General features: G+C 64.6%; 17 protein-coding genes. 12 read left to right on the forward strand and 5 right to left on the reverse strand.

The features are described 5' to 3' along the window. Positions 1-79 precede the first annotated feature (79 nt). Entirely contained in the window at positions 80-1720 is a 1641-nt protein-coding gene (locus RFM98_RS07700; protein ID WP_320308303.1) for an ABC transporter substrate-binding protein, read from the forward strand. Positions 1721-1785: 65 nt separating this feature from the next. Here the strand turns inward: RFM98_RS07700 and RFM98_RS07705 are convergent, their stop codons facing one another. Further along, positions 1786-2847, reverse strand: a complete 1062-nt coding sequence (locus RFM98_RS07705; RefSeq protein ID WP_320308304.1) for a LacI family DNA-binding transcriptional regulator — start codon at positions 2845-2847, stop codon at positions 1786-1788. A gap of 205 nt (positions 2848-3052) precedes the next feature. Here RFM98_RS07705 and RFM98_RS07710 point away from each other — a divergent pair, with 205 nt between their 5' ends. From RFM98_RS07710 to RFM98_RS07725, 4 genes are all read left to right on the forward strand, one after another. Beyond that, positions 3053-3889: an ABC transporter substrate-binding protein gene (locus RFM98_RS07710; protein ID WP_320308305.1), complete on the forward strand. Its 837-nt coding sequence runs from the start codon at positions 3053-3055 to the stop codon at positions 3887-3889. 99 nt (positions 3890-3988) lie between these two features. Further along, a complete protein-coding gene (locus RFM98_RS07715; protein ID WP_320308306.1) occupies positions 3989-5506 on the forward strand; it encodes an amino acid ABC transporter permease/ATP-binding protein in 1518 nt (505 codons plus the stop codon). Between the two features lie 56 nt (positions 5507-5562). Beyond that, complete coding sequence (locus RFM98_RS07720; protein WP_320308307.1) at positions 5563-6687, forward strand: NAD(P)/FAD-dependent oxidoreductase; 1125 nt, start codon at positions 5563-5565, stop codon at positions 6685-6687. Between the two features lie 84 nt (positions 6688-6771). After that, positions 6772-8457, forward strand: coding sequence for a tetratricopeptide repeat protein (locus RFM98_RS07725; RefSeq protein WP_320308308.1), 1686 nt, complete (start codon positions 6772-6774; stop codon positions 8455-8457). A 51-nt stretch (positions 8458-8508) separates the two neighbouring features. Here RFM98_RS07725 and RFM98_RS07730 read toward each other — a convergent pair whose 3' ends face one another. After that, on the reverse strand, positions 8509-9291 hold the full coding sequence (locus tag RFM98_RS07730; protein WP_320308309.1) for a hypothetical protein: 783 nt from the start codon (positions 9289-9291) through the stop codon (positions 8509-8511). A 149-nt stretch (positions 9292-9440) separates the two neighbouring features. Between RFM98_RS07730 and RFM98_RS07735 the strand changes: the two genes are divergently transcribed. The 6 genes from RFM98_RS07735 to RFM98_RS07760 are packed head-to-tail and all read left to right on the forward strand — an operon-like array spanning position 9441 to position 15409. Then, positions 9441-10073: a DUF4129 domain-containing protein gene (locus RFM98_RS07735; protein ID WP_320308310.1), complete on the forward strand. Its 633-nt coding sequence runs from the start codon at positions 9441-9443 to the stop codon at positions 10071-10073. Then, a complete protein-coding gene (locus tag RFM98_RS07740; protein WP_320308311.1) occupies positions 10070-11284 on the forward strand; it encodes a DUF4350 domain-containing protein in 1215 nt (404 codons plus the stop codon). Before RFM98_RS07735 ends, RFM98_RS07740 begins: the two co-directional genes overlap by 4 nt. Beyond that, positions 11271-12227, forward strand: coding sequence for an AAA family ATPase (locus RFM98_RS07745; RefSeq protein ID WP_320308312.1), 957 nt, complete (start codon positions 11271-11273; stop codon positions 12225-12227). The genes RFM98_RS07740 and RFM98_RS07745 overlap by 14 nt, the downstream gene beginning before the upstream one ends. Beyond that, positions 12224-13528, forward strand: coding sequence for a DUF58 domain-containing protein (locus tag RFM98_RS07750; RefSeq protein ID WP_320308313.1), 1305 nt, complete (start codon positions 12224-12226; stop codon positions 13526-13528). Before RFM98_RS07745 ends, RFM98_RS07750 begins: the two co-directional genes overlap by 4 nt. After that, positions 13525-14541, forward strand: a complete 1017-nt coding sequence (locus tag RFM98_RS07755) for a stage II sporulation protein M (protein ID WP_320308314.1) — start codon at positions 13525-13527, stop codon at positions 14539-14541. The genes RFM98_RS07750 and RFM98_RS07755 overlap by 4 nt, the downstream gene beginning before the upstream one ends. Beyond that, a complete protein-coding gene (locus RFM98_RS07760) occupies positions 14528-15409 on the forward strand; it encodes an RDD family protein (protein ID WP_320308315.1) in 882 nt (293 codons plus the stop codon). Before RFM98_RS07755 ends, RFM98_RS07760 begins: the two co-directional genes overlap by 14 nt. 14 nt (positions 15410-15423) lie before the next feature. Here RFM98_RS07760 and RFM98_RS07765 read toward each other — a convergent pair whose 3' ends face one another. Beyond that, positions 15424-16110 (reverse strand): D-lyxose/D-mannose family sugar isomerase, encoded by a 687-nt coding sequence (locus RFM98_RS07765; protein ID WP_320308316.1) that lies wholly within the window; start codon positions 16108-16110, stop codon positions 15424-15426. 210 nt (positions 16111-16320) lie between these two features. Here RFM98_RS07765 and RFM98_RS07770 point away from each other — a divergent pair, with 210 nt between their 5' ends. Beyond that, on the forward strand, positions 16321-17379 hold the full coding sequence (locus tag RFM98_RS07770; RefSeq protein WP_320308317.1) for a D-TA family PLP-dependent enzyme: 1059 nt from the start codon (positions 16321-16323) through the stop codon (positions 17377-17379). 36 nt (positions 17380-17415) lie between these two features. On the opposite strand, the gene RFM98_RS07775 is transcribed toward RFM98_RS07770, so the two are convergent. Then, on the reverse strand, positions 17416-18174 hold the full coding sequence (locus RFM98_RS07775; protein ID WP_320308318.1) for a heme ABC transporter permease: 759 nt from the start codon (positions 18172-18174) through the stop codon (positions 17416-17418). Between the two features lie 92 nt (positions 18175-18266). Then, positions 18267-20036, reverse strand: a complete 1770-nt coding sequence (locus tag RFM98_RS07780) for a glucan ABC transporter ATP-binding protein/ permease (protein ID WP_320308319.1) — start codon at positions 20034-20036, stop codon at positions 18267-18269. Between the last annotated feature and the right edge of the window lie 270 nt (positions 20037-20306).

Here is a 20306-nt window from a genome sequence, read left to right on the forward strand (position 1 = left end):
TCGTTGGCCCTTCGTGCAGGTCGTTGCCCCAACAGACCGCCGCGCGGGCAATAGGCACCAACAAACAGAGGGAACAACGATGAAATTCATGCTGACCGACAGAAAACTGCACCCGCAGGCCGGGCCGACCGCCGACGATTTCAAAAAAGGCGCAATCAGCCGGCGCGAATATCTGGCGCTGATGGCCGGCCTCGGCGTCAGCTCCGCCGGAGCGCTGGCGCTGGGCGGGATTGCCCCCTCGCCTGCCCGTGCCGCCGAGCCGAAGCGCGGCGGCACATTGCGCGTGGCGATGAACGTCAAGGGATTCAAGGACCCGCGCACCTTCGACGGCGTCGAGATGTCGAATGTCGCGCGCCACTGCAACGAATATCTGGTGCGCTGGAAAACCGACTTCTCTTTCGAGCCTTGGCTGCTGGAAAGCTGGGAAACCAGCGACGACGCCAAGACGATCACGCTCAATGTGCGCAAGGGCATAACCTGGTCGAACGGCGACACTTTCAACGCCGACGACGTGATCCACAACCTCGAGCGCTGGTGCGATGCCTCCGTCGCCGGCAATTCGGTCGCCGCGCGCATGGGCGCGCTGGTCAATGCCGACACCAAGAAGCCGGTCGATGGCGGCATCCAGAAGGTCGACGACTACACCGTCAGGATCAACCTGCCCAAGCCCGACATCTCGCTGATCGCCGGCATGGCCGACTATCCGGCGCTGATCATGCACCGCTCCTATGAGGGCGACGGCGACCCGAAGAAGGCGCTCGCCATCACCACCGGCCCTTGCGAGCTGGTGAGTTGGGACGCCGAGACCGGCGCCGAGGTGAAGCGCAAGGACAAGCCCTGGTGGAAGGGCGAGTTCTATCTCGACGGCATCAAATGGGTCGACTACGGCTCCGACCCCAACGCCACGCTGTCGGCCTTCGAATCCGGCGAGATCGACACCGACCACGAGACCGCCTCGGATGCCGTATCGCAGACCGATAAGATGGGCCTGCAGAATTCGGAAATCGCCACCGGCTCGACCATCGTCGCGCGCTTCAATGTCGGCAACCCGCCCTATGACGACGTCAAGGTGCGCCGCGCCGCCCAGCTTGCCGTCGACAATTCGGCGGTGCTGAAGCTCGGCCTCGACGGCCGGGGCAAGCCGGCCGACAACCACCATGTCGGGCCTATGCATCCGGAATTCGCCGATATCGGCCCGGCCAAGCGCGATGTCGAACAGGCCAAGAGGCTGATGGCGGAAGCCGGCAAGGCCGACCATGAATATGAGCTGATCTCGGTCGACATCGAATGGCAAAAGAGCACCGCAGACGCGATCGCGGCGCAAATCCGCGAGGCGGGCCTCAAGATCAAGCGCACCGTGCTGCCGGCTGCGACCTTCTGGAACGACTGGAGCAAGTTCCCCTATTCCTGCACCGAGTGGTTGGGCCGGCCGCTCGGCGTGCAAGTGCTTGCGCTCGCCTACAAATCGGGCGCGGCCTGGAACGAAAGCGCCTATGCGAACAAGGAGTTCGACGAGCTTCTCGACAAGGCGCTGGCGACCCCGGACGCCGCGCAGCGCAAGGAGATCATGGCCAAGATCGAGGCGAACCTGCGCGACTCCGGCATCATCATCCAGCCTTACTGGCGCTCGGTCTATCGTACATACCGCAAGGGCGTGCAGGGCTGCGAACAGCACCAGGCGCTGGAGCAGCATTTCGAGAAAGTCTGGCTGGAGAGCTGATCCTCCCAGGGCTGAGACGCGCCGGCGCGGCGTCAAAAGTCGCGCCGGCGGTTTGCTTTCAACCCTCAGGTCTCTGACGACGGGCCTACCGACATCCGCTCGATGATCGTCGTGGGCAGCACGATCCGCTCGGGCGGGCGGTCGTCACCTTTCAGCCGGCGTATCAACAGCTCCGCCACCGATTTTCCCAGCGCATAGACCGGCTGGTCGATGACCGTGATCGGCGGCGTCGTCACGCTCGTCCAGTCGGCGTCGTGGAAGGTGATCAGCGATATGTCGCGCGGGATGTTGAGGCCGCATTGGCGGATCGCCTTGAACAGATCCAGCGCCACGACACTGTCCGACGCCAGTATCGCCGTCGGCCGGTCTTCGCTGCGGAGCAGGCGCTGTATCACGGCATGCGCGCTCTCCGATCGACCGCTGCCGAAATGGATGTTGCGCTCCGCTCCTTCGATCCCGACTTCGCGGCAGGCATCGAGGAAGCCCAATATGCGTTCGCGGACTGTGGAGGTGTTGATCTTGGAGGCGGCGCCGCGAAAATCACCGGACAATGTGGCGGCGGTGACATAGGCGATCCTTCGGTGCCCCGCCCGTGTCAGCATGCGCGTGGCGCGCAGCGCGGCATCGCGGTCGTCGACGGTGACGGTGTCGACGTCGAGCTCCGGCAAAGCGCGGTCGAGCAGTGCGAGCGGACAAGCAATCTCGGCCAGATGGCCGATGTCCCCGGACTGAGCCGGCGTCACGATCAAGCCGTCGACCTGTTTTGCCAGCAGAACGCGTATCGCATTCTTCTCCGCTTCGACCTCTTCGCCCGAATTGGCCAGGATGACGTTGATGCCCGACAGCCGCGCCGCGTCGCTGATGCCGCGCACCGCCAGCGAGAAGAACGGGTTCTCGATGTCGCCGACGACCACGCCGATACTGCCCGAGCGCCCGGTCGTCATGCTGCGCGCCAGTTCGTTCGGCCGGTAGTCGAGCGCCTTCGCCGCTTCCAGCACGGCCATGCGCACCGTCTTGCTCACCCGGCCGTAGCCGCCCAGCACGCGCGCCGCCGTCGCCTTCGAGACCTTCGCCTCGCGGGCGACGTCGCTGACGGTGATCGAGGGAGCCTTGGGCGGGCGCTTCATTGTGAAAAAATCGCTCCGGGAATTCGTTGACGGATCGTCATTCCTATGCCTACAAATGTCAAGAGACCGGTCTCATTTGTAGTTGAGACCGGTCTCACAAGAAAGAGAACGCCGGGAGGCGTCGGATCGAAAGCCGTGTCGAAACCGTCCGCCGCACAAGCTTCAGCGCTGAGCGCGGACCGATCTTCAGAGTGGAGAACAACCAATGAATATCAGAGGTCTTTTCGCAACGAGCCGGCGGCAGCGCATCGGTTCGATTGTCTTCGCCATCGCGCTGGCAGCGCTCTCCCTGCCCAAGGCCTGGGCGGCGGACAATCCCTACAACCTCATCGACCCCAAGACGATCAGCGTCGGCACGATGGGCGACGCCAAACCCTATGCGTTCACCACCGCCGACGGCAAGTTCACCGGCTTCGATCTCGAGTTCTTCCTGAACGTGGTCGGCCGCATGGGCTTCAAACCGGAACAGGTGACCTTCACCGGCCAGGAATTTTCGGCGCTGATGCCTTCGGTCGCCAACCAGCGCTTCGACGCGGCGGTCGCGGCAATCGGAACGACGGAGGCACGCAAGAAGACCGTCGATTTCTCCGACGGCTATCTCGCCGGATACCTGTCAGTGCTGACCTCGGACCCGAAGATCACCTCGCCCGAGGGCCTGGCCGGCAAGCGCCTGGGCGTCGTCCAGGGCACATTACAGGAAATCTATGCCACCAAGAACTTCAAGGGCACTGACCTGGTGAAGTTCCCCGACAACAACTCGGCCATCGCCGCACTCAACAACGGCACGGTCGATGGTCACTTCCTCGACTATGAGGCGGCCAAGCAATATGGCGAGCGCTATCCGGCGCTGAAGATCGCCGTCAACATCCCGTCCTTCGACGCGCCGGCCGGCTTCGTCGTGCGCAAGGGCAACGACGCTTTTCGCGAGGCGCTCAACAAGGGCATCCACGAAGCCATGCAGGATGGCACCTGGCGGGACCTCTACCAGAAATGGTTTCCCGGATCGCCGATGCCGGAGCAATATCTCCCCAAGAAGAACTGACCTCGGCACTGCCGCCGGCGCGAATGCCGGCGGCCCTTCATGCAGGCATGAGAGATCGCATTGGCAGCAGGTATGCTTATGCGCAGGGCAGGTTGGCGGATGGATTGGTTAGAGAACCTTCGGCGCAGCTTCTTCGACTGGGACGCGATGGCATCGGTGCTGCCGTCCTTGCTCGCGGTCGGCTTGAAGAACACGCTGATCCTGGCCGCGGCTTCGACCGTGCTCGGCATCTTCATCGGCATGGTGCTTGCGGTCATGGGCATCTCGCGCTCCGCCTGGCTCCGGATCCCGGCGCGCGTCTACACCGACATCTTTCGCGGGCTGCCGGCGATCCTGACCATTCTCCTGATCGGCCAGGGTTTCGCCCGCATTGGCCGCGAGCTGTTCGGCCCCTCCCCCTACCCGCTCGGCATCCTGGCGCTCAGCCTGATTGCCGGCGCCTATATCGGCGAGATTTTTCGATCGGGCATCCAGAGCGTCGAAACCGGCCAGATGGAAGCCTGCCGCGCGCTCAGCATGAGCTATGGCCAGGGCATGCGGCTGATCGTCGTCCCGCAGGGGATACGCCGCGTGCTTCCCGCTTTGGTCAACCAGTTCATCGGCAACGTCAAAGATTCCAGCCTCGTCTATTTCCTGGGCCTGCTTGCCTCGGAGCGCGAGATCTTCCGCATCGGCCAGGACCAGGCTGTCGTCACCGGCAATCTGTCGCCGCTGCTCCTGGCCGGCATGTTCTATCTGATCATCACCGTGCCGCTGACCCATTTGGTCAACACCATCGACAACCGCCTGCGGCTCGGCAAGCAGAAGCCGGGCGCTGCCGTCAGCGGCCTGGTCGAAGTCGGCGAGTTGAAGGACATAACGGGCAAGGCCCCGGCGACGCGACCGGCCGTCGGGGCCGGCAGCCTCGAGGTGCGCGATCTCGACATGGCCTATGGCGAGTTGCAGGTGCTGAGAGAGATCAGGCTCAAGGTCGAGCCGGGAACGGTCACCTGCGTTATCGGCCCTTCCGGCTCAGGAAAGTCTACGCTGCTGCGCTGCCTCAACCGGCTCGTCGAGCCCAAGGCCGGCGACATCCTGCTCGATGGCGAAAGCATTCTGGCGATGAAGCCGGAGAAGCTGCGTCGCCGCGTCGGTATGGTGTTCCAGCATTTCAACCTGTTCCCGAACCACACGGCGATCGAGAATGTCATGCTGGCACTGACCAAGGTCAAGGGCATGGCAGGAAGCCAGGCGCGACATTTGGCCGGAACGCAGCTTGCCGAAGTGGGCCTGGCGGCCCGCGCCGATTACCGGCCGAGCCGCCTGTCGGGCGGCCAGCAGCAGCGCGTGGCGATCGCCCGCGCGCTGGCCATGGAGCCCGAGGTCATCCTGTTCGACGAGGTGACCAGCGCGCTCGATCCCGAACTGGTCAAGGGTGTGCTGAACCTGATGGCCGATCTCGGCCGGCGCGGCATGACAATGATCGTCGTCACCCACGAGATGGGCTTCGCCCGCAAGGTGGCCGACCAGGTCGCCTTCATGGATGAGGGCCGCATCGTCGAAGTCGGCTCGCCGGCGGAGATTTTCGACGCCCCGAAGAGCCCAAGACTCCGGCAATTCCTCGCCGAGGTGCTGTGAGCGATCCCGCCGCGCCCCCTCCCAAAACAACGATCTGACCATCGAAAGCTGCATGCATGACTGACAAATCCGCTCTCAAGGTCGCCGTCATCGGCGGCGGCATCTTCGGCGTGTCCACGGCCGTCCATCTCGCCAGGCTCGGCGCGCAAGTAACGCTCGTCACCGATGGACCCGTCGCCAATGGCGCGTCGTCGCGCTCGCTCGCCTGGCTCAACTCGGCGCGAAAACGCTCGGCTGCTTACCATGAACTGCGCATGGCAGGTCTAGAGCGCTACAGGAAGCTGGCCGACGGACAAGACTGCGGAGCGTGGCTGCGGCTGGATGGCGGCCTCACCTGGGACGCCGACGACGCCTCCAACCAGATCGCGGACATCTTCCGCCATGAGCAGGCGATCGGCTATCAGACGCAGTTGCTCGCGCCCGGCGACATCGCCGCCGTCACGCCCGGAATCGACGCAAAGGCCGTCACGCCGCAGGGCGCGATCTTCAACGCCGGCGAAGGTTGGGTCGATCTGTCGTCGCTGATCGGCCTGCTGCTGCGGGAATTCCGCGTACGCGGCGGACACGTGCTGAGCGATGCCGGACCCGCCGACGTCATCCTCACCAACGGCCGCGCCAGCGGCGTGAGGACGGCCTCCGGCCGGGTCCTGGATGCCGATGCCGTCGTGGTTGCGACAGGCTCGGGCGTGCCCGGCATGGCGGCGAAGGTCGGCAGGCGCATCGGTGACGGCACGACGCGCGCGCTGCTGGTCGTCAGCGAACCGGTCCCGCATCCGCTGCGCGCCGTGCTGAACACGCCGCGCGTGGCCATCCGGCCGACCCCGAACGGCGCCTTCGCGCTCGACTCCGCATGGTCGGAGGATGAAGTGATCGTGCGCGACGACGGCACCTATGAGGCCCGGCCATCGACGATCGCGCGACTGCTCGATGAAGCCTCGAAGGTGCTGGAAGGCAACCCGGCGCTGGCACTGGAAAGCCATCACATAGGGCCGAAGCCGATTCCGGCGGATGGCGAGCCGGTGATCGGCCAGTTGACCGGCATCCCCGGCTATCACGTCGTCTTCAGCCATAGCGGCGCGACGCTCGGGCTGATTGCCGGCGAATTGCTGGCCGACGAGATCGTCAGCGGCACGCCCAGCCCGCTGCTTGAGTCGTTTCGTCCGGCGCGGTTCGACTGCTGAGAAGCTGTTTGCCAAGCCCGCTTCTTTCGGCTCAGACTGCGCCGGAGCGGCGTCGCCGCCCGGGATGCGAGAAGACGGCAAGGCATGGATCACTTCGACCTCGGCACCTATCGCCGCCCCATCTCCACATCCTCGACCGAAACGCAGCGCTGGTTCGATATCGGGCTGAACTGGTGCTACGGCTTCAATCACGAGGAAGGCATAAAATGCTTCGAGAGGGCGCTGGAGACCGATCCCGGCTGCGCTTTCGTGCATTGGGGCATCGCCTATGCCGCCGGGCCCTTCTACAACCTCACTTGGAAGGAACATGGCAAGGCCGAGGCCGACCATGTCGCCAAACGCTGTTTTGAGCATGTGCGGCTTGCGCAAGCCAATGCGGCCAGAGCGAGCGCTGTCGAGCAGCGGCTGATCGGGGCGCTCAGCGTTCGCTTTCAACAACCGCATGGCGTGAGCGCCGCCGAATTCGAAAAATGGGACGACGCCTATGCCGCCGCGATGCGGCAGGTTTTTCGCGCGTTCCCCGACGACCATGATGTGATGGCGCTGACGGTCGAGGCGCTGATGATGCGCACGGTGCGGCGCCTGTGGAACCTCAAGACCGGCGCGCCGGCGCCGAATTCCGACGTGATGGAGGCGCTGGATATCTGCGAACGCTCGATCCGGCTCTCGGACGAGGCAGGTGCTGCGCCGCACCCGGCGGCGCTGCATCTCCATATCCACCTGCTCGAAATGTCGACGCAGCCCGAGCGTGGCATGCGTTCGGCCGAACGGCTGGGCACGATGTGCCCCGATGCCGGCCATATGAACCACATGCCGGGGCACATTTATGTGCTCTGCGGCGAGTATGAGAAGGCAAGGCTCGCCAGCGAGAAGGCGGTGCGCGCCAACGACCTCTACCTCGCTTATGCCGGCGAGCCGACCTACTACCTGCTCGGATGCTGCCACGACCTGCATCTGATGATGTTCACCTGCATGTTGCTTGGCCAGTACCGCCCGGCACTGTGGGCAGCGGACAAGGTGCGCAGCCTGGTGACGCGCGATGTCGTCAGCATTGCCGAGCGACCGAAGCTGACGCAGACGGTCGAGGGCTATCACGCGATGAAGTCGCATGTTCAAGTGCGCTTCGGGCGCTGGCGCGAGATCATCGACGAGCCGCTGAATAGCGAGCCCGGGCTCTATGTGGTGACCGCCGCGCTGCAGCATTACGCCAAGGGCGTGGCGCATGCGACGCTGCGCGAATTCGCTTCCGCAGAGCGCGAACGCGATTTACTTAGCCGGCAAATCGACAGCATTTCGCCGGAGCGCCGCTTCCTCAGCAACCCGACAAAAGCCTCGCTCGCGGTGGGCGGCGCGCTGCTCGACGGCGAGCTGGCCTATCACCAGGGCCGGCATGATGAGGCCTACGAGCACCTGCGACTCGCGGTCGAGCTCGACGACAATTTATCCTACACCGAGCCCTGGGCCTGGATGCATCCGCCGCGCCACGCGCTGGCGGCGCTCCTGCTCGAGCAGGGCCACGCGGCCGAGGCCGAACAGGTCTATGGCGACGATCTGGGCTTGAGCGGCGCCGTGCAGCGCTGCGCCCAGCACCCCGACAATGTCTGGGCGTTGCACGGGTTGGTCGAATGCCTGACGCGGCGTAGCGAGACCGAGGAGCTGCCGGAGTTGCAGGCGAAGTTGGCTGCAGCACTTGCGAAGGCGGACTTACCGATCACCTCGTCATGCCTCTGCCGGACGAGTGTACTACTGGACGATTGCTGTTGCCCTTGAGGCCGAGCGGCGAAACGCAATCACCCAGGATCGCTCGCCTCAGCCTCGTTGCTACGAGAATATCTCCGCCAGTTCGTCGATGCTTGCGCCTTCCTTGGCCTGGCGCAGCTCGACATAGCTCACCGCCGTCGCGATCGAGAGCACCATCGACACCACGGTCTGCACCAGCGCGGCTCCGATCTCGGCGATGATGCCGCCGAACAGCACGAAAACGAGCAACATTCCCCACTGGATGATCAGCGCGATGATGATGAGAATGAGGAACAGACCGAAAAGCGCCCAGCGGCTGCCCTTGGTCAGAGCCCGGCTGCGCGACATCGAGCCGAACACGCCCCGCCGCTCCTGGATGAGGACCGGCACCGCCATCGACCAACCGAGCCAGAGAATGATGCCGGGCACGATCAACAGCATCAGCCCGAGACCCGCGCCGAGACCGACGAGAAGGCCGATCGCGAGCGTCGGCAGCAGAAAGCGGATCGCCATCTGAATGCAGTCGCCGAAGGACGGCCGCTTGCCGTTGAGGTCCTCGATTGTCGCCCGCACCAGTGCCGATTGCAGCAGCAGCGCGCACACAAACGAGATCAGCCCGGCGATGATGGTGATGTAGGAATTGCGAAACATGGCGCTTGGATCGGCCATGGCAGCCGGATCCTGGCGCAGCACTGCGTCGATTTGCGGCTGCGTCCACAGCCTGATGAGCAATGTCGGCAGGCCTGAAAACAGCACCGCCAGCCCCACGCAAAGTCCTATATTGCGGGTGATTACCGAAAAGGTGTTGCTGAATACCCTGCCGATCTCGAATCTGCCGGGTCGTCCCAATGTTGCAGTGGTCATGATAATTTCCCCCGAGTCACCACGGCATTCGATGGGTGACTTCAAAAGTAAATTTGCCAAGATTGACGGCCTACGTCCAGTGCGCTTGCAATTGTCTTGGCGTATTGCCAGTGTCGAAACCGAACCGCAGGTTGCAGGGGGAAGAGCGGGTGGCAGCCGTGCAGGCAGGGGCGGAAGACGCTGGACGGCTGGCGCAGTTGTACAAGCAATTGCTGGCGGACGATTCGATCCAGTTCGGGCTGCCGACCTATGTGCGCCCCGAGCCGCCGGAGTGGCTGAAGCCGCTTCTGGAGTATCTGGCAAAGCTCGGTCCCTACATGATCTATATGTTCTGGGGCGCGGTGATTATCGGCGTCGCGATCATCGCGCTGCTTGTGTTTCTTGAAGCGAAGGGCATCGCCTGGCGCCTGCCATGGCGGCGCAAGCGCGAGGAGATCGAAGCGAAGGAGGAATGGCGCCCTGATGCTGGTGCGGCCCAGATCCTGCTCTCCGAGGCCGATGGGCTTGCCGCGCGCGGCGAATATGACGAAGCGGTGCATCTTCTGTTGCGCCGCAGCGTCGCCGACATCGCCACCCGGCTGCCGGACTTCCTGCGCCCATCGCTGACGGCGCGCGACATCGCGGGTGCAGGCTCGATCCCGACCCGGCCCCGCGCCGCGTTCAGCGAGATCGCGCGCATCGTCGAGGCTGCCTTGTTTGCCCGCCGTCCGGTCGGCGCCGAGGGCTGGCGGCAGGCGCGCGGCGCCTATGAGCGTTTCGCTTTCCGGGATGCCTGGGCATGAGCGCGGAGGTGACGGAGGCGGCCGAGGCGCCGTTCAGCGGCAAAACCCTGTTCTGGGGCATTTTCGCCAGTCTCCTGGCCGCGGCCGGCTTCTTCCTGCTCTCGACCTATGCGCCCGATTTCCGCCAGCCCGAAGGCGGCGCAACGCCGTTTTCGAAAGGCGGCACCGGCTATGCCGGGATCGTCGAATGGCTGAAGCTGACCAACGGACAGGCGCCGCCGATGGCACGTGGCGAGAAGGACCTTGCGTCCCCGCTGGCATCGACTTTCCTGCTCGTCGTCACCATCGCGCCCGGCAGCGATCCGGCCGCGCTCGATCGCCTCGTCAAGCTGCGCTCGGGCAAGGACACGCTTTTCGTCCTGCCGAAATGGCAGACCATGCCATTGCTAGGCCGGGAAGGTTGGGAAACGAAAATCGAGCGGTTGCCGAACTCGGTTGTCAACGATTGGCTCGGCCGGCTCGCCAAGGCGAAGCTCGGCGAAGGAGAGCCGACGGTCGACAAGATCGATGTCCAAGGCCGCAAGATCGCCGTGCCAGACGAATTGCAATGGGTGGCGGACGATGACCCGCTGGTCGCGGCGGGCGACGGCAGGGCCATCCTGACCGAGCTCGACAGCGAACCTTTCTACATCCTGACCGATCCCGATTTCCTCAACAATGCCGCGTTGGGCGACGAGCAGAAGGCGGGCGCCGCGCTCGACATGATCGCCATGCTCGAGCCCGCCAAGGGCGCGGTGATGTTCGACCTGAGCATGCACGGCATCGGCGGCAACTACGATCTTGCGAAGCTTCTGGTCGAACCGCCCTTCCTGGCGCTGACGCTGTCGGTGCTGGTGGCGGCCGCGCTCGCTTTCCTGCATGGGCTCGGCCGGTTCGGGCCACCGCGCGCGGAAGGCCGCGCCATCGCCTTCGGCAAGCGGGCGCTGGTCGACACCACGGCGACGCTGCTGAAGCGCGCGGGGCGGCTGCAGGGGCTTGGCGATCGCTATGCAACGCTGGTGCGGCAGCGCGCCGGGGCACTGCTCGGCGCGCCGCATGGGCTGCAGGGCGAAGCGCTCGACCGCTGGCTCGATTCCCGCGACAAGGGCGAGGCGCACGGCTTCACCCGGCGCTTCAAGGCCGCGAACGAATCCAACAATTTGGCCGCAATGCATGAGGCAGCCGAACAGCTGCATGACTGGACGGCAAGGAGGCTCGGTGAACGTCGATGAAGTGAAGGCCCTGGCGAACGCGATCAGGGAAGAGGTGGCCAAAGCGATCACCGGGCAGCACGACACGGTCGACCTGATGCTGACGGCGCTGTTTGCCGGCGGCCATATCCTGCTCGAGGGCCCGCCGGGTACCGCCAAGACCATGACGGCGCGCTGCTTCGCGCAGGCGCTGGGCGTCGCCTACGGTCGCATCCAGTTCACGCCCGACCTGATGCCCGGCGATATCGTCGGCTCCAACATCTACAATTTCCAGACCGGGCAGTTCACGCTGACGCGCGGCCCGATCTTCTGCGACCTGCTGCTCGCCGACGAAATCAACCGCACGCCGCCGAAGACGCAGGCAGCCCTGCTCGAAGCCATGCAGGAGCACGCCGTTACCTTCGATGGCACCACGCATCCGCTCAGCAAGAATTTCATGGTGGTGGCGACGCAGAACCCGATCGAGCATCAGGGTGTCTATCCGCTGCCCGAAGCGCAGCTCGACCGTTTCCTGTTCAAGCACAGGGTGAGCTACCCGGACCTCAAGCAAGAGCGCGCCATCATCGTCCATCACGGCGGCGGCTCGGCCTCGCACGATATCGGCCAATACGGCATCAAGGCGCAGACCGACCGCAAGGCGCTGGAAGCCGCGCTTGCCACGGTCGGCGACGTCACGCTGGTCGACGATGTCGTCGGCTATATCGCAGCACTTGTGCGCGGCACGCGTGAAAGCCCCGACCTGGAAGTGGGCGCCAGTCCGCGCGCGGGCGCCATGCTGGCGAGAGCCGCGCGCGCCAGGGCGGCGCTCGACGGCCGCAACTACGTCATCCCGGACGACGTCAAGGCGCTGGCCGTGCCGGCGCTCCGTCACCGCGTCGTTCTCTCGCCGGCAGCGCAGATCGACGGGCGGCTGGTCGAGCAGATCGTTTCCGACCTCGTCGATCATACGGAAGCGCCGCGTTGATCTATCCGAGCGGCCGAGCAGTCTGGGCAGCGGCGGCGGGGGCGATCCCCGCCTTCCTGATCGCGCTCGCGCTGCCCTCTGTCTGGTATCTCGGCCTGTTGTGGATCTGCGCGCTGCTTGCATTCCTGGCGGTGGACGCCGCCGCCGGGCGGGGTCGTGCCTCGCTCAACGCGACGCTGACCGCGCCGCCGCAGGTGGGCGTCGGCGGACGCTTCACGCTGCACATCGCGGCCGGCTTCGGCGCGAGGCTGCGGCGACTGCAAGCGCGTGTCGGGCACGACCAGCGGGTGCAACCGGTAGCCGGCACCGGCGGCGCGCTGCCGGCCAATGGCGGCACGCTCGACCTCGAATTCGAGGCTATCCGCCGCGGCATCGCGAGTTTCGACCGGCTCTGGCTGCGCTGGCAGGGGCCGTTCGGATTGGTGTGGAAGCAGGTCATATTGCCAGTCGATCGCAAGGTTGCGGTGCTGCCCAATGTCACCAGCGCGCGCGACGAGGCGATCACGCTCTTGCAGCGCTCGGCCCTTGCCGACGGCCATGCGCAGAAGCGCGCCGGCCAGGGCCGCGAATTCGAAGCGCTGAAGGATTACCAGCCCGGCATGGGCCGGCGCATGATCGACTGGAAGCGCAGCGCCCGCCACGGCAAGCTTTTGGCGCGCGAGTTCCGGATCGAGGAGAACAACAACATCGTTTTAGCCATCGATAGCGGCCGCCTGATGTGCGAGCCGGTCGACGGCGTGCCGAAAGTCGACCGGGCAGTGACGGCGGCGCTTCTGTCGGCTTTCATCGCGCTCAAGGGTGGAGACCTTGTCAGCCTGTTCTCCTTCGATGCCAGGCCGCGCGTCTCGAGCGGCGCGGTACGCGGCTCGCCGAGCTTCACCATGATCCAGAAGCGCGCCGCCGAGATCGACTATTCGACCGAGGAGACGAATTTCACCCTGGCGCTCACCACGCTTTCGGCTCGGCTCGACCGGCGCTCGCTGGTCATCGTCTTCACCGATTTCGTCGATCCGATCAGCGCCGAATTGATGCTGCGCACCGTCGGCCGGCTGACCGAACGGCATCTGGTGCTGTTCATGCTGATGAAGGATGTGGAACTTGAAACGTTGTCCGACATGGCGCCGGCGGCGCCCGAGGATGTCGCCCGCTCCGTCACCGCCGGCGATCTTTTGAAGCAGCGTCAGGTGGTGATCGGCAGGCTCAGGCTGCTTGGAGCGCATGTCATCGAGGCCGATCATCAGCGGCTCGGCCCGGCGCTGGTCGAACGCTATATCCAGCTCAAGGAGGAGAACCTCTTATGACGCTGTCCGCCGGCACCGATACGGTGCGCCAGTCGCTGGCGAGCTTCCGCCAGGAGCGCGAGGCCGACTGGAAAGCCTTCGAGGCGCTGCTGGCGCGCGTCGAGAAGCGCGCGCCGCGCGCGCTGTCGGAAGACGAACTCTTGTCGCTGCCCCTGCTCTACCGCTCGGCGCTGTCCTCGCTCTCTGTGGCGCGCGCGACTTCGCTCGACAGCGCGCTGATCGCCTATCTCGAGGCGCTGTGCCTGCGCGGCTATTTCTATCTCTACGGCGCGCGGCGCTCCTTGAGGATCCGCATCGGCGATTTCTTCCTGCACGATTGGCCGGCGGCGATCCGCGACCTTTGGCGCGAAGTGTGGACATCGGTCGGGTTGACGGTCATCGGCGCGATTGCCGGCTATTGGCTGGTCGCCTCCGACAAGCGCTGGTACGACGCCATCATCGCGCCGAGCCTGGCCGGCGGGCGCAATCCGGATTCATCGGCCGAGACGCTGCGCAGCGTGCTTTACGGCGGCGGTGATCACTTCCTTTCAGGCTTCGCCGCCTATCTCTTCACCCACAACACGCAGGTCTCGATCCTGGCCTTCGCGCTGGGCTTCGCCTTCGCCGTGCCGAGCGTGCTGATCATCCTGATGAATGGCTGCATGCTCGGCGCGATTTTCCAGATCTATGCCGCCAAGGGGCTGGGCTTCGAACTTGGCGGCTGGCTTTCTATCCACGGCACGACGGAGCTGTTCGCCATCGCCATCGCCGGTGCGGCCGGCATGCGCATCGGCACCAGCATCGCCTTTCCCGGCGAACTGACGCGCATGGCAGCCGCCGCCCAGGCCGGGCGCGTCGCGGCGACCGCCATGGTCGGCGTCACGGTGATGCTGCTTTTTGCCGGGCTGCTCGAAGGCATCGGCCGGCAGACGATCACCAGCGACGTCGTCCGCTATTCGATCGGCGGCGGCATGCTGGCTTTGTGGATCTGTTATTTCTACCTGTTGCGTATGGTGCGGCATGGCGACCGCTAGAACTGTGGGCAAGACCAAGAGCCCGGCCGCGCTGATACGCCCGCTGGTCACGCCGGAAGGCGTGGACCTGCGGGTCAAGCTGGCCGATGCCGGCACTCGCGCTTCGGGATTCCTGCTCGATGTGGTGATCATCGTCACCGCGGGCGTGGTCTTCTCCCTGGTGATAATCTTTGGCCTTGCCGGCCTCGGCTTCCAGGATGCGCAGCCGCTGTTCATCGTCTGGGTCATCTTCATTTTCTTCCTGCGCAACATCTATTTCATTGCCTTCGAGGCCGGACGGCGCGCCGCGACGCCGGGCAAGCGCATGGTCGGCGTCAGGGTCGCGTCGCGCAGCGGCGCCGGCCTCACGCTCGACCAGGTCATCGCGCGCAATCTGATGCGGGAGATCGAAGTGTTCCTGCCGCTGTCGATCCTCGCCGCGCGCGCCAGCGCCGATGTGGCCGACACGCTGACGACCATCTTCGGCCTGGTTTGGGCGCTGCTGTTCTCGCTGTTTCCGCTCTTCAACCGCGACCGGTTGAGGATCGGCGACCTGCTCGCAGGCACCTGGGTGGTCGAGGCGCCGAAAGTGGCGCTGGTCGAAGATCTTTCGCTGCGCAAGGACCCGATTGCCGCACGCTTCCAGTTCAGCGCCGCGCAGCTCGATGCCTATGGCATCGCCGAGTTGCAGAAGCTTGAGGAAGTGCTGCGCCGCGACGATTATTCGGCGCTCAAGGCGGTGGCGGAGACCATCGCCCGCAAGATCGGCGCCAGGGTCGAGCCGATCGATTCAAAGGCTTTCCTCACCGTCTATTACGGCGAGCTTCGCGCGCATCTGGAACGCAAGCTGCTGCTCGGGAACCGCAAGGCGGATAAATACGCGCGGTAGGTAGCCGCTTCCGCCTACCCCACCCACTTCTCATAATCCGACACCAGTAGATGAACCGGCGCGACGTCCTCGTCGATGTTGGAGAAGCGGCCGATCGGGTCGCGGAAGACGTTGTCGGTGAGGTCGTCATTGACGGTCGAGACCTCGCCGATCAGCACGTCCTTGCCCTCGGCCCAGAAGGCGTGCCAGACGCCGGGCAGCAGCGTGACGCTCTGGCCCGGATCGAGCTTCAACAGCCCGCCTGCCGGCAACCGATGGATTGTGCCGTCGACCGGCACCGACACTTCGGCATTCGGGTCGATGCCGCCGTCGCGGTCGTGCATGAACAATTCCAGCACCAGCTTGCCGCCGCCGCGGTTGATGATGTCCTCGGCCTTGATGTTGTGGCGGTGCATCGGCGACAACTGGTCCTTGCGCGAGATCATGATCTTCTCGGCATAGAGCATGCCCATGCCGAGCTTCATGTCCTCGTAGCGGCCGTTGCGGACGGTGAACAGGAACAGACCGAGCTCGTCGAACTTCTCCTGGCCGTAGTCGGTGATGTCCCAGCCGAGGCGCGAGGTGAAGATGGCCGACGAGTCGCCCTTATGCGCCTTCATCTCTTCCGGCGACCAATAGGCGAAGGGCGGCATGATATAGCCGAAGGAGCGGATGAAGGCGTCGGCTTCGCGGATGATGTCGTTGATCTTGGAGCGCTTCATGGGTTGCCTTCCTCCGGCCGCTGCCTGCTGAAATCTGCCCATCCGAATAGCCCAATGCCGGTCCGCTGTCGACGCAAACTGACGGCTCTGGCCCCGTGACATCCGGCCGGATCGGGACCATAAACCCAACCGGACTTTTCGATTTTACCCACGTCTTTGTCCCGAAACCGGTTCCCGCTTTCAAGATACATGCATTGGACGGTGATTTTCATGGCTAGCATAGACGACCTCGACACGCCGGCGATCCTGATCCACGCGGCCCGCGCCGAAGCCAATATAAAGAAGGCGCAGGCGCATGCCGACCGCCACGGGTTGAAGCTCAGGCCGCACATCAAGACGCACAAGCTGCCTTACTGGGCGAAGAAGCAGGTCGCGGCCGGCGCGGTCGGCATCACCTGCCAGAAGATCGGCGAAGCCGAGGTGATGGCCGATGCCGGGCTTGAGGATATTTTCCTGCCCTACAACATCCTTGGCCGCCCCAAGCTGGAGCGCCTGAAGGCGTTGCATGGTCGCGTGATGCTGTCGGTGACGGCGGACAGCCACGAGACACTGGAAGGGCTTGCCGCCACCTTCACCGATGCCAGCCATCCGCTGCAAGTGCTGGTTGAATGCGACACCGGCATGGGCCGCTGCGGCGTACAGAGCACCGACGATGCGCTGGCGCTGGCGAAGGTGATCGATCAGGCAAAGGGCCTCGCCTTTGGCGGGCTGATGACCTATCCGGCCGCCGGGCGCGCCGCCGAGGCGGAAGCCTGGCTGAAGACTGCACGCGACGCGCTTGCCGCGGCAGGGCTCGAATGCGAACGCATCTCCAGCGGCGGCACGCCCGATATGTGGCGCTCCGGCGAAAACAGCGTCGTCACCGAATACCGGCCCGGCACCTACATCTATCTCGACCGCTACCAGGTCGCCAAAGGCGTCGGCACGCTGGACGACTGCGCGCTGACGGTGCTCGCCACCGTGGTCAGCCACCCGACGGCGACCCGCGCCATCCTCGATTCCGGCAGCAAGGCGCTGTCATCCGATACGCTCGGCCTGCCGGATTTCGGCGAACTGCTCGGCGTACCCGGCGCCCTCATCACCGGTTTGAGCGAAGAGCACGGCAACGTCACGCTCTCCGACGGCGCAAGTCTACGCATCGGCGAGCGCGTGCGCGTCGTGCCGGACCATTGCTGCGTGGTGACGAACCTGTTCGACCAAGTGCATCTGATCGACGGTGACAAGGTGTTGGAGACGCTGCCGGTGGCGGCACGTGGACGGATGGGGTGATTGTGCGCCTTTCCCTTCACCCCTTGTGGGAGAAGGTTAAGCCCGCTCGGCCTGCCTTGCCGCAACCCTGCGCATCGCGGTAACCCGGCGTCGGAAAATCTCCGTGCGCATCGCCATCAGATGCAGCGCGAAGAACAGCACAGTGAAGCCGAGCGCCATCACGCCGAGCGGCCACAGCATCGAGGGGTCGATGGTCGGACCGCCGAGCCGGAAGACCGACGCGGGCTGGTGCAGCGTGTTCCACCAATCGACCGAGAATTTGATGATCGGGATGTTGATGAAGCCGACGAGCGTGATGATGGCGGCGGCCCAGGCGGCGCGGCTGGCATCATCCAGCGCACGGGTCAGCGCGATGATGCCGAGATACATCAGGAAGAGCACGAAGACCGAGGTCAGCCGCGCATCCCATACCCACCAGGTGCCCCACATCGGCTTGCCCCAGATCGAGCCGGTGATCAGCGCCAGTGCGGTAAAGGTGGCGCCGATCGGGGCCGCCGATTTCAGCGCCACATCGGCCAGCGGATGGCGCCATACCAGCGTGCCCAGCGCCGAGATCGCCATGATCGTGTAGCACATCATGGCGAGCCAGGCGAAAGGCACGTGGATATACATGATGCGCACCGTGATGCCCTGTTGGAAATCCTCCGGCGCGGTGAAGCTCATATACAAGCCTGCCACGAGCAGGATCGCCGCTAGCGCCGCCAGCCAAGGGACGACCTTGTCGGCCAGCCCGACGAAGCGCGTCGGGTTGGCGAGATCGGTCCAGCCGGCAGGGCGTGAGGTGGTGTCACTCATGCCGACCTAAATAGACCGGCGATGCGTCAGGGGCAATCGGGGGAGTGTCGCACTTTCCCTTCTCCCGCAAGGGGAGAAGGTAAGGTCGTGCTTTAAGCCGCTTCCGTCACCGGACGGCTGAGGCGGCGGACCTCTTCGTCGTTGAGCAGGCCGCCGGCGCGCAGCAGGGCGGCGAAGCGGCCGTTGCGCAGCGACAGTTCGGTAAAGCCGCCGAACTCGACCACCTTGCCCTTGTCCATGAAGACGACGAGGTCGGCGTCGCGGACGGTGGTCAGGCGGTGGGCGATAATGAAGGTCGTGCGGTCGCGGCGCAGCTCGTCGATCGCCTCCTTGACGCGGTCCTCGGTCTCGACGTCGAGCGCGCTGGTCGCCTCGTCGAGCACCAGGATCGGCGCATCCTTCAGCACGGCGCGGGCAATGGCGATACGCTGGCGCTCGCCGCCCGAGAGCTGGCCGCCGCGCTCGCCGACGATGGTATCGTAGCCGCCGCTCTTGGAGAGGATGAAATCCTGCGCTGCGGCGGCGTTGGCCGCGGCGTGGACCTCGTCATTGCTCGCATCGGCGCGGCCGACACGGATGTTGTCCTCGATCGAGCGGTTGAGCAGGCCGGCGTCCTGGAAGACGGTGGCGATCGAATGGCGCAGCGACTTGCGGGTCACCGTGCGGGTGTCGATACCGTCGATCAGGATGCGGCCGCTTGACGGCGTGAAGACGCGCTGCAGCAAATTAATGAGCGTCGTCTTGCCGGCGCCGGTCGGGCCGACGATGGCAACCGTCTGGCCAGCCTGGACCTCGAAGGAGACGTCGTCGATGCCATGGCCGGAATTGGCGAACTCGAAGCTGACGTCCTCGAAGCGCACGTGGCCGGTGACATTGGTGAGCTCGCGCAAACCGTCCGGCTCAGCGGTGTCGGCGGCCGAGTCTTCAAGGCGATAGAAGTCCTCGAGCTTGGCGCGCGCCTCGGAAATCTGGGTGGTGAAGGCCGACATCTGGTCGAGACGGGCAATCAGCATTCCGGCAAAGCCGGTGAAGGCGACGACATCGCCGACGCGGAGCTGGCCACGGGTGACGAGATAAGCGCCGATCGAGAGCACGATCATCATCGAGATGGTCGACGACAGGCGGTTCAGCGCATTGGCGATCGCCCACCAGTCGAGCACAGGGTTCTGCGCGTCGAGCAGGTTCTTGACGTAACGCTTCAGCGTCGCGGTCTCATGGCCGATGCGGTTGTAGCTCTGCAGCACGGCGACATTGCTGACGCTATCGGTCACATGGGCAAACACGGTGTGGTAGTGGCGCTCGACGGCTGTCTGCCCTGACTTGGTGCGGCGCATGACGATACGGCCGATGCCAACGTAAAGCACGCCCAGGCCAAGCAACACAATGGACATGCGGATATCCATGGCAAGCGCGGTGGGCACCAGCAGCACCAGCGCGATTGCCGTCGACAGGTGCACGCGCATGAATTCGAGCCACAGGCTGAACAGGGTCTCGACGGCGCGCAGCAGCGTGTGCAGCGAATTGGAAGTGCCGCGCTGGTGATGCCAGGCGAGCGGCATGGTGATGACGCGCTCGAAGGACTCGCACAGCACTTCCGAACGACGCGCATGGGCGAAGCGGTCGGCGCCGCGCGCCACCAGCACGAAGGCTATGACATTGAAGACACCGAGAGCTGCCCAGACGGCGAGCGTCGAAAACACCTGGCCTTTTTCGGAGATGGCACCGATCACCCGGCCCAACAGGATCGGCTCGAGGATTGCGATCGCTGCGAGCGCGACGTTGGCGCCGCAAATCAGCGCAACGCGTTTCTTGTCGGCCGCCAGATAACCCAGCGCTCTAAAGTAGATCTGCAGAAGTGACACTTCAGCTACTCCGCCAAACTCTTGTCCGTGCTCAATGCCGCTATTGTGCACCGCACCATTTTTTGACACGTACCGGTAAATGTGTCGCGAAACAATGCGTCGTCTATCCCTTCCGTTCCCATTTAGCGAACAAAAGATGACGACGGTACGAAATCTGACGTGATCGCCTAACGGTTTGAGATAAAAGGTGAAATGTCAGCCTTGCGGCAAAATAATGGCACTTGCCTCGCGCTGCCACATTTTTAATCACCGGCTGCTTGCTCAGCCTGC

This window comes from Mesorhizobium australafricanum (assembly GCF_033977265.1).
In the GTDB taxonomy this organism is placed as follows: domain Bacteria; phylum Pseudomonadota; class Alphaproteobacteria; order Rhizobiales; family Rhizobiaceae; genus Mesorhizobium; species Mesorhizobium australafricanum.

Coding starts and splice junctions, on each gene's coding strand:
- RFM98_RS07700 (WP_320308303.1), top strand. CDS start 80: ATGAAATTCATGCTGACCGACAGAAAACTGCACCCGCAGGCCGGGCCG.
- RFM98_RS07705 (WP_320308304.1), bottom strand. CDS start 2,847: ATGAAGCGCCCGCCCAAGGCTCCCTCGATCACCGTCAGCGACGTCGCC.
- RFM98_RS07755 (WP_320308314.1), top strand. CDS start 13,525: ATGACGCTGTCCGCCGGCACCGATACGGTGCGCCAGTCGCTGGCGAGC.
- RFM98_RS07765 (WP_320308316.1), bottom strand. CDS start 16,110: ATGAAGCGCTCCAAGATCAACGACATCATCCGCGAAGCCGACGCCTTC.
- RFM98_RS07770 (WP_320308317.1), top strand. CDS start 16,321: ATGGCTAGCATAGACGACCTCGACACGCCGGCGATCCTGATCCACGCG.
- RFM98_RS07740 (WP_320308311.1), top strand. CDS start 10,070: ATGAGCGCGGAGGTGACGGAGGCGGCCGAGGCGCCGTTCAGCGGCAAA.
- RFM98_RS07715 (WP_320308306.1), top strand. CDS start 3,989: ATGGATTGGTTAGAGAACCTTCGGCGCAGCTTCTTCGACTGGGACGCG.
- RFM98_RS07720 (WP_320308307.1), top strand. CDS start 5,563: ATGACTGACAAATCCGCTCTCAAGGTCGCCGTCATCGGCGGCGGCATC.
- RFM98_RS07710 (WP_320308305.1), top strand. CDS start 3,053: ATGAATATCAGAGGTCTTTTCGCAACGAGCCGGCGGCAGCGCATCGGT.
- RFM98_RS07775 (WP_320308318.1), bottom strand. CDS start 18,174: ATGAGTGACACCACCTCACGCCCTGCCGGCTGGACCGATCTCGCCAAC.
- RFM98_RS07730 (WP_320308309.1), bottom strand. CDS start 9,291: ATGACCACTGCAACATTGGGACGACCCGGCAGATTCGAGATCGGCAGG.
- RFM98_RS07760 (WP_320308315.1), top strand. CDS start 14,528: ATGGCGACCGCTAGAACTGTGGGCAAGACCAAGAGCCCGGCCGCGCTG.
- RFM98_RS07725 (WP_320308308.1), top strand. CDS start 6,772: ATGGATCACTTCGACCTCGGCACCTATCGCCGCCCCATCTCCACATCC.